This is a genomic window from Funiculus sociatus GB2-C1, from assembly GCF_039962115.1.
Classification (GTDB): domain Bacteria; phylum Cyanobacteriota; class Cyanobacteriia; order Cyanobacteriales; family FACHB-T130; genus Funiculus; species Funiculus sociatus.
In genome coordinates, this window is record NZ_JAMPKJ010000010.1 from 102392 (window position 1) to 118021 (window position 15630).

Sequence of the window (15630 nt, forward strand, 5' to 3'; positions counted from 1 at the left end):
AGTTAAAAAACCCGTAATCTTTGAGATTACGGGCTTCGAGAAACAGTATTTCACAGCTAGACTTGTTGACCTCTAGCTGTGGTATGAAATTACATCTGAAGCAGCTTGGCTTCTTTTTCCTTGCGTTCGCTGTAGCGGTCGGTGAGGTGGTCTACTTGATCTCTGAGTAGCAGCGTAAACTTGTAAAGTTCTTCCATTACGTCGATAACGCGATCGCGATAAGGTGAATCCTTCATCGTCCCGTCTTCGTTAAACTCGTTGTACGCTTTTGCAACTGAAGACTGATTCGGGATGGTAAACATCCGCATCCAGCGTCCCAAGATTCGCATGGTATTGACGGCGTTAAACGACTGAGAACCGCCGCTTACCTGCATGACTGCCAAAGTTCTGCCTTGAGTTGGTCTCACTGCCCCTAAAGTTAGAGGAATCCAGTCAATTTGGTTTTTCAGGATGCCTGTAATATTCCCGTGCATCTCTGGACTAGACCAAACTTGACCCTCAGACCACAAGCTTAAATTCCGCAATTCTTGAACCTTCGGATGGTCAGCTTCTACGCTGCCGTGAATCGGCAATTCACGCGGGTCAAAAAATTTGGTTTCTGCACCGAAACCTTCGATGATTCTGGCGGCTTCTTCTGCTAATAAACGGCTATAAGAGCGCTCTCTTAAAGAGCCATACAAGAATAAAATTCTAGGTGGATGATCGAAAGTTTTCATGGAAATTAGTAACCTCTAGTTTAGGAATTCAACTAACGAATAGATCATGACTTCTAGATGTAATATCATGTCCGGTTGAATAGCTATAATTAGAACTTAAGCGGACAGGTTTTTATTATTGATAATTAGACGGACTTGATATAGTATGTCTATTTTGACCTCTTAGTAATTATTAAAAATGCAAGCGTTTGGCTTCTTTCTACTTGCAGCTCTAGGAGAAATCTCCGGGTGTTACACCTTTTGGGCATGGTTACGACTAGGAAAGAGTATCTTGTGGACTGTTCCAGGTATCTTCGCTCTGATCATCTATGCTGTTGCTCTAACCAAAGTAGATGCTTCAAATGCTGGAAGAGTATACGCTGCCTACAGTGGTTTCTACATCCTCTTATCTCTGTTTTGGTTATGGTTGGCTGAGGGGGTTAAACCCGATAAGTGGGACTTACTTGGCGTTACGATCTCCCTCATCGGAGCGGTTGTAATCTTGTTCAGCCCTCATCGCTAATGAACCTCCGTCTGCATCCAAACCTTTACTGCACAATCCTCCACCGTCCCGTATGTCAATTGGCTTATTTATCTTCCTGCCAACTCTCGCAAAAAGGTGCTTTGGGCTGCTCGCAGTTCGACTTCGGAGTTCGCACTCTCAATTGTCTGCATTGCATCGTTATAAGATACGCCAGTGCAAATCAGGTAAGAAGCTAGCATCGTTCCCGTCCGTCGTCTGCCACTGGTGCAATGCACTGCAACAGCGTTGCCTTGGCGATTTTGACTGTCAACAAAGTTGTATAATTCTTCAACCTGTTCCCGACTGGGTTGAGTACCGCCTTTGGTTGGCAACCAGAGGTGAGGGATGTTTGCCTGGTGATACAAATCTAGGTTGGAGGGGTCATCCATAACAGAGACAATCGCGCCAACACCCGCAGCCTGTAGTTCGTTCAGTTCCTCTGGCATTGGCTTACGAACACCTGCGAGTTTGCCTGGAATCACCCACCACAAATTCTCTGCAATCGGTTGGATTGGTTGCTCTATCGGTGTTTGGTTTGTCATTAGAACCTTATCCAACAGGTGTCGCTTCTTCTTTAAGCGATTCAATGAGTTGAGTCACCCGTTCTTTTATCTGATCGCGCACTCTGGGGAAAATTTCAGGCTGTTCAGCCGGATCGTCAAGCTGCCAATCTTCAAAGACTTCCCGAAGTACCCAATCTGTCGGCAGATTAACTCCACAACCGCACAGGGAAATTACCACATCAAAGTCTTCAGCCTTGAAGTCGCTAAGAGGTTTCGAGTCTTGATTGGTAATGTCAATGCCGATTTCTTTCATGGTAGCGATCGCTTCCGGTCTCACCTGAGAGGCTTCTAATCCAGAGCTAATCACTTCAATTTTTCCCTTACCCAGCGTTTTTGCAAAGCCTTCCGCCATTTGGGAACGGGCAGAATTTTTCTTGCACACAAACATGACACGTTTCATTTCGTTTCCTCGCTTACTGAATATCTCGAAATCCGTTGGAAAGTTGTCTGTACACTAGCACCGCTAATTGCGCCCCTAAAATCGGTGCCACCCAATAAACCCAATGGTGCTGCCATATTCCGCCCACTAAAGCAGGGCCAAATGACCTTACAGGATTCATACTCGCTCCGGTAATTGGCCCCATAAACGCCGCCTCTAACCCCACCGTCAAGCCAATTGCTAACCCCGCAAAGCCAATCGGGGCGCGGCGATCGAGACCAGAACCAAAAATCACAAACATTAAAATAAAGGTGAGAACCGTTTCCAGCACTAGAGATTGCAGCCAATTCCCTTCTAGTGGCACAGTTGCGCCCAAATTAGCTACGCGCCCCAAAGCTATTAACAGTAAAGCTGAGGCGATAACTGCTCCCAATGACTGCGCCAAAATATAAGGCAGCACTCGCCGCTTGGGAAAAAAGCCACTTGTCCAAAAAGCTAGCGTCACTGCCGGGTTAAAATGAGCGCCGCTAATGTGTCCCAGCGTATAAATTAAAGCGGCAACAACTGCCCCAAATACAAAGCTGATACCGAGATGAGTAATAGCCCCATTACTAATTTGATTGACCATCACAGCGCCAGTCCCAGCAAAGACTAAAACAAAAGTGCCAATGCCTTCCGCCATCGTCTCTCGCCAGCAATGGGAAACTAATTTCCACAAAAAAATTTTTGAATTTGATTTCAAAGCCATTCTCAATGGGGGATAGGTAATAGGTAATAGGTAATTGACCTATTACCTATGTCTTAAAATTAAAACTTTGCTTCTTGGCGTAACAACTCACCAATTGTCAGATTTAGCTTCTGCTCTCCAGCAAATACCGTCCCTACTTTTCCTCTTTCAAAGTGGACAAAGGCGATGTGATAACCTTCTTCAGGTAAAGGTATGTAGCCTACAGTGTTAACCAATCGGTTCGCATTTTTCAGGTAGAATTCTACAAAAGCTCGGACTTCCGGTTTGTTTTGAGCATATTTTGCATTTACGTAGATTAAAAGCGGTCGAGAAAGGGGTTGATACTGAGCATTTTCTACAGCCTGACGTGCAGGAAGCACTGCTCCATTGCCACTGTTAACCGCTAAAGCTTTCAATCTATTTTGGTTAGCTTCGTAGTAAGCGTATCCAAAGTAACCCAAAGCGTTTGGATCTGTGCCAACTCCTCGCACTAGAAAGTTATCATCTTCACTGGCTGTATAGTCAGTGCGGCTGGCTCTGGCTTTACCGACTGTTGCTTCTGTAAAGTAGTCAAACGTACCAGATTCGCCACCTGCACCATAAAGTTTAAGCGGTTTGTTAGGCCAAGAAGACCGAACTTGATTCCAACTGGTAATTTTTCCTTGGGCTGCTGGTTCCCATATCTTTTTCAACTCTGCAATCGTAATGTCTTTTGCCCAATCATTTTGGGGATGAACCGCGACGGTGAGGGCATCATAGGCTACAGGTATTTCTATGTAACGCACGCCAGCTTGACGGCAAGCTTCTACCTCATCGGTGAGGATGGGGCGCGAGGCGTTGCTGATGTCTGTTTCGCCAGCACAGAACTTTTTAAATCCAGCGCTGGTTCCGGAAAAGGCGACTTGTATTTCGCTGTTGCCATTTTTATTTAATTTATATTCTTTGGCTACTGCCTCCGTAATCGGAAAAACCGTGCTAGAACCATCAATTTTAACTGCTCCGTTGCTAGAAGCACTGCTCTGATTTTGTTGCGTGGATGGGGCTGAAGTACATGAGTTTAGTGTCGCTGCGATACTAGCTGTCAAAGCAAGAATACCTAGCCGGATAGCCGAACCCTTTGCTGTTGTGTCCATTGCCCTCCCCCGATTACATATTTTAGGGGTATATCTATATCATTTCAAAAAAAATTGATTTGTCAAGTAGTAGGGAAGGCATTAGAGACAATATCCTTATTAAAAAAGTTGATGGGTGAAGGCTAGTCAGGGCAGGAGCGAGCAGGCAACATCACAGCTTTTGTACGGTACTCGGCGAGGTACTGCTCCAAGAGGACAAATTGGGGGAGGTTCAGACTGTAGTAAATCCAGCGCCCTTCTTGACGCGATCGCACGAGTTCGGCTTCTTTGAGTGTTTTCAGGTGAAAAGAGAGTTTAGACTGCGTAACCCCTAATTTCTCGCAAAGTTCGCACACACATAGCTCTTGCGATCGCAGCAAATCTATGACTTGAAGCCGCAGAGGGTCAGACAGAGCATGAAAACTAGAAGAAATGGAAGCTGGTGCGATCGCCTTTAAGTTAACCATCAAGTTTTGTTGAAACGACTCTTTAGCTATCCTAAACCTTGCACCAACTTTCTAAAACGGAAGCGATCGCCTCCCAAGCTTTGTTACCCAGCTTACGCCGGCTAACGAGAGAAGAAAGCTTCCTCCCCGTTAACCAACCGGCCTAGGGAGGGATTCGGAATATGTTTGCAGCCTATATCAACAGCAACCGCCGCCAGTATAGTGCCAAGTTGAATCAGTAATTAATACTTCATTTGGCATTAATCCTCCCAGTTTTACCGCCGTTTTATCGCACACTGCTGCTGGAATGCCACGCTGAAGTATATGCCCATTCGAGTCATCAAAAAACTCTTCAGAACCAGCATAAATTGCTGTTTTTCCTGTAAAAATACAGGCACCATCTTCAGGGATTTGGACTTTAAAAGAGACAGAATCTAAACTTTCCAAAAGCAAAGGTTCCTGCAAACCGTAGGTAGCAGAATCCAGCAGCCGATATGGACGACGGGCGCGAATTTCCACCTGACCAAACCCAGCATCAATTAGTTGCTGAGTATACTGTTCGTAAGTCATAGCACCAGACAAACACATTGCCCGTAACCTTTCATCTTTCTGAAGATGGGATGGAATCGGACGAGTAGCAATGGGGTCGCTCATTAGCAGCCTGCCACCCGGTTTTAATACCCGATAAGCTTCTTGAAGCGCCTTATTCAAGTCAGCGGGTTCAAAGATATTAAAAAGACAATTTTGGGCAACTACATCCACAGAGGCATCTGGTACTGGTAAGGCGAAAGCGTCGCCTTCCCGAATCTCTACAAAACTGAGGTCAAACCAGGCGTTTTGGGCAGAAGCCATTCTCAAGTTCCTAGCAGCAGCTTCGCGCATTTTTGCTACTGGATCGACGGCAATTACCCCACCAACTCGTCGAGAAAAATAGGCAAATTGCAGCGCTTCCAAGCCACCGCCAACACCCACATATAGCACACTCGGAGAGTTAGCCAGTTCCGCCGCATGGACAGTAGTGCCGCAGCCATAATTCATCTCCTGCATCTGGGGCGGAATTTTCAGTCCTGGTAATTGTAGCGGACTGCTTTGAACGCAGCATAAACCAACTTCTGGTGTCTGTGCCACTTCGCCGTAAAATTCAGCAGCGGTTTCAAGATAGCTCATTAAAATGTTCCCTTTTCTAGCAATTGCAAGAGAAAGACGCTAGACTCCTTTCAAACACTAGCAAAACCTGTCCCTACTGAACGAGTAGGGTGAAGTTAATATGGATCAATAATCATTCGGGACACAAGAGCGGACAGGGGAAATTGGAAAATATTACACCAGAAAATTCTTTAGAACAACAGCAGCGTTGCCTATTTGTTTGCCAGTACCGCTCATGTCTAGCACATGGCTCCGCCGAAGTGTTAGCCGCTTTTGAGGCTCAGGAAGTACCAGGAGTTACGGTAAAGGGGAGCGGTTGCCAAGGACAGTGTAGCTGTGGCCCTACGGTGCGGATAGTCCCGGAAGAAACTTGGTACTGCCGAGTTCAACCCCAGGATGTAGCGGCTATTATTGAACAACATTTAAAAGGGGGCCAACCGATAGAAGCCAAGCTTAACCCCAGGATTCATATAAAAATAACTTTTTAAGGTTATTTATGCTACATATAGTAACTTCTGACTATGATTTTTTTTCAGGGGTTAACTGGTTGTTTGCTTCTAAAGATATTTCTGGGGCTGTTTGGTTACATCCGTAATCCCACTTAAATGTAATGTAGATCAAAACCTGATTACTTTCTTGGTAAGCTTTCATAGTTTCAGTAGAATGCTGTATAAGAGTTGATTAGTATGCCTACTTATACCGGAATTTCCAGCGAAGCATTTAGACACCCCCTCGACCGACAAGCCGAGGAAACTTTACGCAGCGTACCTGGATTTGACCTTGCGGCTCGCAAGTTTGTCGAATTTTTCTCTGAGCGTCCCCAGTTTGTCTATCAGATGGGGAATAGCATTCAGGTGGGCCCGCGCCAGTATTCCACCATTTACGGGATATTTCGGGAATGTGTACGCGATTTGGACATTTACCCAGAGCCATTGTTGTTCATCTCTCAAACTCCAGAGGCTAACGCTGGAGCAATTGGAGAAGAACGCCCTTTTATTATCTTAAATTCAGGTCTTTTAGACCTGCTAAACGAAGTAGAAATTCGAGCAGTAATTGCTCATGAATTAGGACATCTTAAATGCGGCCATACGACTTTAACTCAAATGGCAGTTTGGGCGCTGCGAACCATTAACTATATAGGTAATGCGACATTTGGATTTAGCAATTTGCTAAGCAGTGGTTTGATTTTGGCGTTTTATGAATGGAGCCGAAAAGCTGAGTTATCAGCAGATAGGGCAGCTCTTTTAGTAATAGATGACCTTAATCCAGTAATGAACAAAATGATGAAACTCTCAGGTGGGAGTATGCGTTATGTGAATGAAGCAAGCTTAGATGAATTTATTCGCCAATCAGAGAGGTATCAAGAACTTGATCAAGATGGACTAAATCAAGTGTACAAATTTTTACTTTATAACGGAGGTCAAGGCTGGTTTGTTACCCACCCATTTACAGTTGAACGTGTCTACCACTTGCGAAATTGGGCAACATCCGAGGAGTATGGCCAAATTCGTAGGGGAAATTACCAGCGTAAAGGAGCGTCGGGAGCGGTGAATGTTCCCTCGGAAGCACCAGTTGATGACGTGGAAGCACTGCGGCGTCAACTTGAGGAATTACAAGCTGAAATTAACCGCTTTAGGTCGCGATCGCAAGATCCCTAGCAGTTGAAAATTCTTTTCAAATCTGGCTATTGCAGCCAGAGCAAATAGGATAAACTGCAATTACTCTGTGACGACGGGTGCTATTTACTTTCTCTTTTCATACTCTAAGGAAGGACTCAATAGTCCTAAAGTGCTGGAATGATCGGGGATCTTCTATCAGATGGGTATCAAACTAAGGCTCGCGTCAACTCTAATCAGTCAGAGCGCGAAATTTTGCCTAGTCAAGACATGATATATCGCTTCTTATTGGAGATTGTTCAGCACTGGCCTCCAGAAGATGTTTTGCTGGAATTTAAGCGATTATTTATTTATTATGATACTAATCCTATTAATGCTACAGCAATAAAATCGCTGTCAGAAATTATATTTTCTAATAACGAGGAGGAGTTTAGAAATACGCTGAAGCGGTCTTGTTATATTCTCATTAATAATTGGGAGACAACCAGAAACTATAGCTCTATAAAAGAGTTAATTCATTCATTTGATAATTTGCTAATTAGCAAAAAAACTCTGTCTCATAATTTAAGTAGACTGAGACTTTGGCTAGCAAATTTTATTAAAAGCAAAGACTATCAAGAGTTAAAGTTATTTGCTGCAAGATACGAAGATAGTGACAACTCACACTGGAGCCAGCGTTATACTTCTTATTTATTAGTACCTCAGTATGCCGATCTCAAAAACCCCGTAGAACAGCGGGAAGCTGCGAGAGTGCTATCGCAAGAACTAAAAGACAAGTTTAAGTTTGATCTGGCGATGTATACTGCGCGATCGCAATCGGCGGTAGGTAGAGAACAATTGCCGAAAAACCCGACTGGCTTAGGAGATGAGGTTCTGCGTCTTATCAAGGCAATTGTAGCCAAAAGAGGGCCATTCAGTTATGAAAATCTGGCCAATATTTTTAAACAACAGACAAAAGAACTTCCCTATCAAGATTTTAAGCAAAGCTTAAAAAAATACTTAATCTTTTCAGTACAAAACCCAAATTTTGTCGAAGTTCTGAGAACCAAATTATCTGAAAAATTAGACAAATTATATAATAGTCATAACGAGAATTCCTTAAATGATGCGATAATGCTCCGAACCTGTAATCGGGTTATCGAGTATTTAACAACTGAAAATCATCAAGAACCATCGCCGCTATTTGGTTTGTTGATGTCTCAGGGGAATCCCTTGACTCTAGTGATTGTATTATTAAAAGTTATTTTAATATCAAAAAATTCTCGCACCCATTTGGAAACTTGCATTGCTGAATTAATTCAGTATTATATGCACTATCCAGAAGAAGATTGCAAGTGGGTAATTAGTTTTTTTGAGATATTCAATATAACATTTGCGATTTATGGAGAAAATGTGCAATACAATTTAATAAAAATGCAAGAACATAGAAAAGAATATCAGTCGGATAAACCTGTGGAGGTATACCGGGTTTTTTCTCAATTGAAAATGAATGACGAGCTAGAAGCAGCGAATGAAGCGATCGCAGAGCCTCCAATAACGGATGAATAAATTTAAAATTTAGAATGGGGATTATTCATTTTTAATTTTTCACCAACGATGCTAGTCCCGCAGCTGCTACTTCCGCCAAAATACTTACCATGCGGAACAAGGCAACGACACTAATAAGAATAGCGGGAGAAAACTGTTGCCTCAAGAGTGCCAAAGCAGTTGCTTCAAATACCCCAATCCCCCCAGGAGCGCCCGGTACAACTAAGCCCAAAAGCCACGCCAGACTAAAAGCACTTAACAGCATTGGTATTTGACTGGAATTGATAGCCACAAGCGCCTGCATCGCAAACAAAAAGCCAGTACCGCGCAATAGCAAAAAGCCAATTTCTCCCAACAATGGTAACAGGGGATAGCGTTCTAGCCGAAAAGAAGTTTCTTTTTGTTGAATTAGGGACTCTTGATTAGGGGCTGGGAATCCTATTTCCTCTGCTTGTGGACTTGTGGGTTGCTCTATTTTTCTTTTTCCCTTCAACTTGCTCGCCAACTGCATCAGTGGGTTCAAAATCCGGGGATGAACGCCAAGCAAAACGACAGCCAAACTGAGAACTTGCAAGCCCCAATTTTGGGATTGACTACCTATCAAGGCAATTAGTAAAGCCGCCGCAACCATCAGCAGAGGTTCTAGTACCACGCTGAGAGTTGCTGCACCTAAAGAGCCACCATGCGACGTCACCGCCACGATGCGCCCGTAGTAGTGCCAGACATTTCCTGGTAAATATTTAGCAAGGTTGGTTTTGAGATAAACCTGGATTACCCATCGGGGTTGAACAGGTTGGTGGAAGGATTGTAGAATCCAACTCCATACCCATCCAGACCAAGTGTGAGCAAGTAAGGTAATTAAAAACGCGATCACTAAACAAGTCCATCCATTACCAGTAATCTGAATTGCTGCAACCTCTCGCCAGTTGTCTTTCAGAGCTTTCGCTAAAAAAAACAACGTCGCGCCGAGAATTACCCAGCGCAAGTATGGCTTTAGAGTTGACCAAATTTTTTTCATGGGCTTCTAAATTGAGTAGTCAGTTGCAGCAAATACCTAATCCTAGGGTAAGAGCATAACGGGTAGGGATTGGTAGCGAGAATGTGATTTTGGAAACAGGTAGCGATCGCAAAGTCATCCTTACACTTTGCCAGCATTGGCGAACTATAGACCTTATTTGCGCTCTAGCTAATGGTCTAATTTCTCCAGACCCTCACAAATAGGTGTTGGCAACTATACTTCCAATAGAGCGATAAATCAGCCAAGTTGTATACTAAGACAGCGATTTAGCTTTCTTAGGGGCGCTGCTGACAACTAGATACGCACTTTTGGCTAATTCTTGTGAATCTCTCTAGAGTTAGATACGATTGGCTTGCAGTCGCTGCCAGAATGTGACCTTCGCTAGATGAGCGACCACGCTGCTATTTGTATTAATTACAACAGTTGGTAAAAATTGTTGGGGGCGGTGTGTGAAACACTTAACTACTTTCTTTAAAAAACTACGCTTTGGTCAAATAGTGACCATCTTTTTCGCAGGTGTGTTGCTCATGGTAAGCACAGCTTGCAATAACGGTGACAACTTAGGTGCGCGTCCAAGTAATCCTCCCGTGCAAATGGGAGGTAACAACAACCCGCACGCAAATGGTGGAGATGGGTACACAAACTACAAAATGTCTACTGATCCATCTGTAAAAAATCAAACAGCCAAGCCAAATCGCGCTGAGATTAATACATTCAATCAACTAATTGCCACCAATAAAGATTCTGAAATACTTTACCCAGGCGCAGAGACACCAGCGGGTAGAATAGCCAAAGAGAACGAACTACCAATAAAAACCGCCAAAGATTTCGTGCAGCCTGAACCCGGTGGACTAAATCAGCGTAATCCAGACTTAGGTGAACGAGTGGGAAATCGTCTGGAGAAAGTTGGGGAAACGTTCAAAGAAGCTACCGAATTTGTCAAAGAAAAGGCGGATGAGGCTGGTGCAAGACCAGAAGCCCAAAGCAACCCCGCTTTGCACAAGTAATCTCAGAATTTTAGATTTTGAAAAGGCAATCATTTCAAAATCTAAAATTCTGTAGCTAACAACTATTAACTCTACAAAAAAAGGAGCTTTTCTATGGACAGAATAATTGCACGAATTAAAAGCATCAATCTGGGCAAAATCATTACCGTCTTCTTGTCGGTAATCATCATGTTTGTTAGCACCGCTTGTAACGGTGGAGCGCAAGCAACAACCCCAGCTCGAGGCAAAACCGCAGATCAAATAAGACATGAAGTTCCTTCAGGTGCCGTAACGTCTGAATACAAAGGCGGGATGAACGACTATAGCGATGTAGATCCCAGAGCCGACTTCTCAGACGCACAAACCAAGGCTAAAGCTCTGATAGACAAAACTGAGCGCAACGTCATTGACCAAACTGAAGATGTAGGAACAAACACCAAGCGGATACTTGATAAGAAGGGTGAAAACGCCAAAGATTTCGGTAAGAATGTGAACGAAAATGCCGAAAATGCTGGCGACAAAGCTCAAAAATCAGCTCGTGATTTCTCTAAGGGAACACAGCGGGGTATTGAGAATATCAAGGACAATGCTCAGGATGCACTCTCTGGCGCGAATAAGTCAGCAGCGCGCGCAGCTGATGACGTTAAGCAAAATGCCTCAGAAGTGAATCAAAAAGCAATGCGGGCAGCTGACAACGTTAAGGACAATAGCAAAGACGCAGGCAAAAACGTACTTGACAGTGCCAAGGAAGCAGCTGATAAAGCTTCTAGTTATGTTCAGAACAAAACAAATGAAGCTGTTAGCGGTGCCAAACGCGCGATTGATTAGCAGCCTCTTGAGTTAAACCAAAACTCAATAAGTTATTAAATAGGGTGGGCCTTGTCCACCCTATTTGTTTTTTTAGGCTACTGTCACAAGCCCCTAGCGGCTCGGTGCTGACTATACCAAGCATCCAGCGCCAGTTGATGCACTTGACGCCAGGGTAGGTTGTTAGCCCGTGCCAAAGCCGCGCAATCTTCATATTCTGGCTGCACGTTAGCGATCGCTCTTTCTCCATCACTACCACTCCAAGCAACCTTGACGCGGATTAAGCCAATATCTGTTTCAAGCTGCTGAATTTCCCGTTGCAAGATGGAACGTTGCTGCATCAGCCGCCGGATGCCCAGTGTAGTCGTTTCGCGGAATAAAACTGCTTCGCAAGCAGCTAAATGCTCTGGATGGCAGATAACCGTCAGCAAGACACCAGGGCGGGACTTTTTCATACCAATTGATTGAGTGAAAACATCCACCGCACCAGCCTCAAAAAGTGCCTCAAACACATAGCCGATAGCTTGGGGATTCAAATCATCAATTTGCGTTTCCAGCACCGAAATCATTTCTAATTGAGGCGACTGGGGAATAGAGATTGGGGTAGAGAGATCCCCAGTTTGTAGCGCAGGCATCTCGCCTGTGAATTCCCCAATCCAGAGACGTAGGATATTGGGAATCGCTAACTGGCGGGAACCAGCACCATTACCAACACGCAGAATAGTCATTGGCGGCGGAGAACCAAAACTCGTGGCAAGAGTAACTGCGATCGCGGCCCCAGTCGGTGTCACCATTTCCCGGTCAATCCCATTACTGTAAACTGGCACCTGGCGGGATTCCCACAACTTCAGCACCGCTGGTACTGGCACTGGCATCACACCATGAGATGCCCTGACCGTACCGCCACCAGTGGGAAGTGCCGAACAATACAGTTCGTCAATCCCTAACCAATCCAAACCCAAGCAAGTACCCACAATATCTACAATGGCATCAGTAGCCCCAACCTCGTGAAATAATACCTCTTCCGGAGCAATACCGTGAACCGCCCCTTCCGCCTCTGCCAGTCGTCGAAACACTGCCAGGCTCGATGCTTGCACCCGTAAAGGCAACCCGGCGGCGTTAATTAACTGCACAATTTCTGGCAAGCGCCGCGTCGGGGGATGAGCATCCTCGTGGTGGTGATGGTGATGAGCATCATCCTCGTGATGGTGATGGTGATGTTCTTGGTGCTGACTCCCATTGCCATTATCCAGAACACTTAAATCTACATGAACTTTGGTGGCTTGCTGAGCGTTACGATGGACTTTTTCGGCTCGTAACTGGTACTCGTGGGACATCCCCAAACCATCAAGCTTTTCTATCAGGTAATCCAAGGGAACCCCCGCATCTACAAGCGCCCCCAAACACATATCACCAGCAATTCCCGTCGGACATTCTAGATAAGCTAGCTTGTTCATAGAGTAATGAAGAGTCAGGGGCTTTAACCAAATTATCTGTTAAAGGGGTTTTGAGGTTTAAATAAACTGAAAACTTGCACCATTTTCAACAATCCGGAGGCTCCCGTCTCCCATCATCTCGTTCCTAGCCTCTGACTAGGGACGAAAATAATAACTGGTAACTAAATATAAGCTAAGTGCGAGAGAGCTAATTTTTCATGGCGACCATCTACACCATCCATCCTGATACACCCCAAACACGTCGAATAGAACAAATAGTAAAGGCAATGCGAGATGGTGCTGTAATCCTTTATCCCACAGATACTGTCTACGCGATTGGCTGTGACATTAACGTTAAGTCAGCTGTGGAGCGGGTGAGGCGGATTAAGCAGCTATCGAATGATAAGCCCCTGACGTTCCTGTGTCCGTCTCTGTCTAACATTGCCCAATATGCCATAGTCACCGATGCCGCCTACCGCATTATGAGGAATTTAATCCCAGGCCCCTACACATTTGTGCTACCTGCCACCAAGTTAGTACCCCGACTGGTAATGAACCCTAAACGCAAAACTACAGGCATTCGGGTTCCCGATCATATAGTGTGCCAGTCGCTGTTGCAGGCATTGGGCAATCCGATTATTTCCACATCAGCACATTTATCAGACGAGAATGGGGATACCCCGATAGTGGGTTTGGAGAAGGCGGAACTGTTCGACCAATTGGACAATTTGGTAGACGTAATTGTGGATGATGATTCTCAAGTAAGCTTCGAGGTTTCCACAATTTTAGATTTGACCGAACAGGAACCTGTAATCGTCAGGAAGGGTCTGGGATGGGAGGCTGCTACGGCTTGGGCGACATCGGTCAGTTAATTTGACTAGATAAAGGCGATCGCTAATTTATCCAAAATCGCCATCTAAAATCCCACTGTGGACCATAAACCATAAACTACAGCCGAAAAAACGGGAACTTCGGACTAAAAACTACCACCAACCCAGTTTGTGAATTGTCTACTAAACACTGACTATATATGCCCCACAGTAACGGTCATGCACCGATGTTCTGCGGGGCTTAAAGTTTATGCACAGCAAGGGTTTGAGGTTCTTTTGAGCGGCTTTTCATCCCTGGAGAGCATCAAGAGTCTCCTTAGTTAGATAAAAGTAGTAACACACAAGCTGCCCGGTGTCTAACGGCAAGCCTCTACAGTCTAAATATAGAGAGCTGAAACGGTCAATCGCAGGCACTGCCTGATATTACTCAAAATTGCACCGTTTAACAGCGCCTCTAGTTGACTTTAATTACTACCACCGCCAGGGGCTTTCACCATGACTACTATAAATTCTCTCAGCCAAACTTCTGACAATACGTTTAATTCGGCTGAGCAATTATTAGGATTCGATTCCCAAACTTTGACAGAGCTTTTAGTAGAGGAACTGCGGTCTGAAATCAAAGTGATGTCTAGGCACGTTCAGGCAGTTGCCAGCAGGATTGCGCTGGAGGTGGAACGGATTTGCCACAAGAGTTCCCGCATTCAAACTTCAGGCGAAATCAGTTCCTGGCAGCTAAACTTAGCGCGTCATCGGTTGCAAAAGTGTCTGTCGTACTACCGACTAGGTTCTAAGCGCGGTCGCGTGGAACTGCACAGCAATCTCAGTGCTATGGTTTATCGCTATGTGGTAGCGCCTCAATCTCAGTTAGGTTTTCAAGCTCGCTACAACCTGATTGAGGACTTCTTGCAAGAGTTTTATGTAGAGTCTATCAAAGCTTTCCGGCGGGAAAATCAGCTTGGAGCAGACTATACGCCGCGCACTCAGTTGGAATTGGCGGAGTATATGGCGTTCAGCGAACAGTATGCCAAGCGGCGGATTAATTTGCCGAATCGCACCAGCCAACAGCTGGTTGTGTTGCGGGCGCAGAGCTTTGCTCGTCGCTTGCCCTCTGAGACGACAATGGATATTGAACAGGCGGTCGAGTTTCCCAAGGGTGAGGATGCTCAAACGCAAAGTCGGTCAGCGGCGATGCAACAAGTGCGATCGCAATTAGTTGCTGATACAGTTGACCCAGCGGAAGCTGTTTTGCGCGATCGCGTCATCATTGAACTGATAGAATACCTAGAATCTCAAGGTCAACAGGACTGCGTAAATTACCTTACCTTAAAACTGCAAGACCTTTCCGCTCCTGAAATTGACGAGTTTCTGGGTCTAACCTCGCGCCAGCGTGACTACCTGCAACAGCGCTTCAAGTACCACGTTGAGAAATTCGCTCGTCAGCACAACTGGCAACTGGTGCATCAATGGTTGGGTGCCGACCTTGACCAAAAGTTGGGAATGTCCTCTACTCAGTGGGAAGAGTTTTATAATCAGCTTTCCCCGGAACAGCAGCAGGTGTTGCAGCTAAAACAGGCTCAAATGGACAATCAAGAGATTGCGCGATCGCTCAAATGCACCCCTAAGCAGCTGCAAAAGCGCTGGACTCAAGTCCTAGAAATGGCTTGGAAAGTCCGCAACCAAGGAGACTTATGACTCATGAGTTATGAGTGCTGAGTTTAGAATAAATTCTCTCTATTCAAAATTCAGCACTCAACACTCAGCCCAGCCCCAAGTTTATAGCAGAAAAATTTTCTAAATTCCTAACTTATAATTCATATCT

Annotated in this window: 17 protein-coding genes; 8 read left to right on the forward strand and 9 right to left on the reverse strand. The window is 45.0% G+C overall.

What is annotated here, in order from left to right; translation table 11 throughout:
* Positions 1–89 precede the first annotated feature (89 nt).
* Entirely contained in the window at positions 90–716 is a 627-nt protein-coding gene (gene arsH / locus NDI42_RS07555) for an arsenical resistance protein ArsH (RefSeq protein WP_190452283.1), read from the reverse strand.
* Between the two features lie 178 nt (positions 717–894).
* On the opposite strand from arsH, the gene NDI42_RS07560 reads away from it, so the two are divergent.
* Positions 895–1218 carry a YnfA family protein gene (locus NDI42_RS07560; RefSeq protein WP_190452285.1) on the forward strand — a complete coding sequence of 108 codons (324 nt, stop codon included), beginning with the start codon at positions 895–897 and terminating at the stop codon, positions 1216–1218.
* Between the two features lie 68 nt (positions 1219–1286).
* Here NDI42_RS07560 and NDI42_RS07565 read toward each other — a convergent pair whose 3' ends face one another.
* From NDI42_RS07565 to arsM, 6 genes are all read right to left on the reverse strand, one after another.
* On the reverse strand, positions 1287–1760 hold the full coding sequence (locus NDI42_RS07565; RefSeq protein WP_190452287.1) for a phosphatase domain-containing putative toxin: 474 nt from the start codon (positions 1758–1760) through the stop codon (positions 1287–1289).
* Positions 1761–1767: 7 nt separating this feature from the next.
* The gene (arsC, locus tag NDI42_RS07570) at positions 1768–2181 is read right to left on the reverse strand and encodes an arsenate reductase, glutathione/glutaredoxin type (RefSeq protein WP_190452289.1); all 414 of its coding nucleotides are present in this window, start codon (positions 2179–2181) and stop codon (positions 1768–1770) included.
* 13 nt (positions 2182–2194) lie between these two features.
* On the reverse strand, positions 2195–2908 hold the full coding sequence (locus tag NDI42_RS07575; RefSeq protein ID WP_190452290.1) for an MIP family channel protein: 714 nt from the start codon (positions 2906–2908) through the stop codon (positions 2195–2197).
* Positions 2909–2967: 59 nt separating this feature from the next.
* Complete coding sequence (locus NDI42_RS07580; RefSeq protein WP_190452293.1) at positions 2968–4020, reverse strand: PstS family phosphate ABC transporter substrate-binding protein; 1053 nt, start codon at positions 4018–4020, stop codon at positions 2968–2970.
* Positions 4021–4142: 122 nt separating this feature from the next.
* Complete coding sequence (locus tag NDI42_RS07585) at positions 4143–4466, reverse strand: ArsR/SmtB family transcription factor (protein ID WP_190452294.1); 324 nt, start codon at positions 4464–4466, stop codon at positions 4143–4145.
* A 177-nt stretch (positions 4467–4643) separates the two neighbouring features.
* Positions 4644–5612: an arsenosugar biosynthesis arsenite methyltransferase ArsM gene (arsM, locus tag NDI42_RS07590; protein ID WP_190452296.1), complete on the reverse strand. Its 969-nt coding sequence runs from the start codon at positions 5610–5612 to the stop codon at positions 4644–4646.
* Positions 5613–5755: 143 nt separating this feature from the next.
* Between arsM and NDI42_RS07595 the strand changes: the two genes are divergently transcribed.
* From NDI42_RS07595 to NDI42_RS07605, 3 genes are all read left to right on the forward strand, one after another.
* Positions 5756–6079, forward strand: coding sequence for a (2Fe-2S) ferredoxin domain-containing protein (locus NDI42_RS07595; RefSeq protein WP_190452338.1), 324 nt, complete (start codon positions 5756–5758; stop codon positions 6077–6079).
* A 198-nt stretch (positions 6080–6277) separates the two neighbouring features.
* Positions 6278–7249: a M48 family metallopeptidase gene (locus NDI42_RS07600; protein WP_190452298.1), complete on the forward strand. Its 972-nt coding sequence runs from the start codon at positions 6278–6280 to the stop codon at positions 7247–7249.
* 213 nt (positions 7250–7462) lie between these two features.
* Positions 7463–8755 carry a hypothetical protein gene (locus NDI42_RS07605; protein ID WP_199311020.1) on the forward strand — a complete coding sequence of 431 codons (1293 nt, stop codon included), beginning with the start codon at positions 7463–7465 and terminating at the stop codon, positions 8753–8755.
* A gap of 31 nt (positions 8756–8786) precedes the next feature.
* On the opposite strand, the gene NDI42_RS07610 is transcribed toward NDI42_RS07605, so the two are convergent.
* Positions 8787–9752 (reverse strand): lysylphosphatidylglycerol synthase transmembrane domain-containing protein, encoded by a 966-nt coding sequence (locus tag NDI42_RS07610; protein WP_190452301.1) that lies wholly within the window; start codon positions 9750–9752, stop codon positions 8787–8789.
* A 449-nt stretch (positions 9753–10201) separates the two neighbouring features.
* On the opposite strand from NDI42_RS07610, the gene NDI42_RS07615 reads away from it, so the two are divergent.
* Positions 10202–10759: a DUF6658 family protein gene (locus NDI42_RS07615; protein ID WP_190452304.1), complete on the forward strand. Its 558-nt coding sequence runs from the start codon at positions 10202–10204 to the stop codon at positions 10757–10759.
* Positions 10760–10852: 93 nt separating this feature from the next.
* A complete protein-coding gene (locus NDI42_RS07620; protein WP_190452306.1) occupies positions 10853–11566 on the forward strand; it encodes a DUF6658 family protein in 714 nt (237 codons plus the stop codon).
* An 83-nt stretch (positions 11567–11649) separates the two neighbouring features.
* Here the strand turns inward: NDI42_RS07620 and larC are convergent, their stop codons facing one another.
* Positions 11650–13002: a nickel pincer cofactor biosynthesis protein LarC gene (larC, locus tag NDI42_RS07625; RefSeq protein ID WP_190452307.1), complete on the reverse strand. Its 1353-nt coding sequence runs from the start codon at positions 13000–13002 to the stop codon at positions 11650–11652.
* Between the two features lie 197 nt (positions 13003–13199).
* On the opposite strand from larC, the gene NDI42_RS07630 reads away from it, so the two are divergent.
* Together NDI42_RS07630 and NDI42_RS07635 are read left to right on the forward strand one after the other, a co-directional pair.
* Entirely contained in the window at positions 13200–13853 is a 654-nt protein-coding gene (locus NDI42_RS07630; protein ID WP_190452309.1) for an L-threonylcarbamoyladenylate synthase, read from the forward strand.
* 453 nt (positions 13854–14306) lie between these two features.
* Positions 14307–15503 (forward strand): HetZ-related protein, encoded by a 1197-nt coding sequence (locus NDI42_RS07635; RefSeq protein WP_190452311.1) that lies wholly within the window; start codon positions 14307–14309, stop codon positions 15501–15503.
* Positions 15504–15630 lie beyond the last annotated feature (127 nt).

Coding starts and splice junctions, on each gene's coding strand:
- arsH (WP_190452283.1), bottom strand. CDS start 716: ATGAAAACTTTCGATCATCCACCTAGAATTTTATTCTTGTATGGCTCT.
- NDI42_RS07560 (WP_190452285.1), top strand. CDS start 895: ATGCAAGCGTTTGGCTTCTTTCTACTTGCAGCTCTAGGAGAAATCTCC.
- NDI42_RS07565 (WP_190452287.1), bottom strand. CDS start 1,760: ATGACAAACCAAACACCGATAGAGCAACCAATCCAACCGATTGCAGAG.
- arsC (WP_190452289.1), bottom strand. CDS start 2,181: ATGAAACGTGTCATGTTTGTGTGCAAGAAAAATTCTGCCCGTTCCCAA.
- NDI42_RS07575 (WP_190452290.1), bottom strand. CDS start 2,908: ATGGCTTTGAAATCAAATTCAAAAATTTTTTTGTGGAAATTAGTTTCC.
- NDI42_RS07580 (WP_190452293.1), bottom strand. CDS start 4,020: ATGGACACAACAGCAAAGGGTTCGGCTATCCGGCTAGGTATTCTTGCT.
- NDI42_RS07585 (WP_190452294.1), bottom strand. CDS start 4,466: ATGGTTAACTTAAAGGCGATCGCACCAGCTTCCATTTCTTCTAGTTTT.
- arsM (WP_190452296.1), bottom strand. CDS start 5,612: ATGAGCTATCTTGAAACCGCTGCTGAATTTTACGGCGAAGTGGCACAG.
- NDI42_RS07600 (WP_190452298.1), top strand. CDS start 6,278: ATGCCTACTTATACCGGAATTTCCAGCGAAGCATTTAGACACCCCCTC.
- NDI42_RS07610 (WP_190452301.1), bottom strand. CDS start 9,752: ATGAAAAAAATTTGGTCAACTCTAAAGCCATACTTGCGCTGGGTAATT.
- NDI42_RS07620 (WP_190452306.1), top strand. CDS start 10,853: ATGGACAGAATAATTGCACGAATTAAAAGCATCAATCTGGGCAAAATC.
- larC (WP_190452307.1), bottom strand. CDS start 13,002: ATGAACAAGCTAGCTTATCTAGAATGTCCGACGGGAATTGCTGGTGAT.
- NDI42_RS07630 (WP_190452309.1), top strand. CDS start 13,200: ATGGCGACCATCTACACCATCCATCCTGATACACCCCAAACACGTCGA.
- NDI42_RS07635 (WP_190452311.1), top strand. CDS start 14,307: ATGACTACTATAAATTCTCTCAGCCAAACTTCTGACAATACGTTTAAT.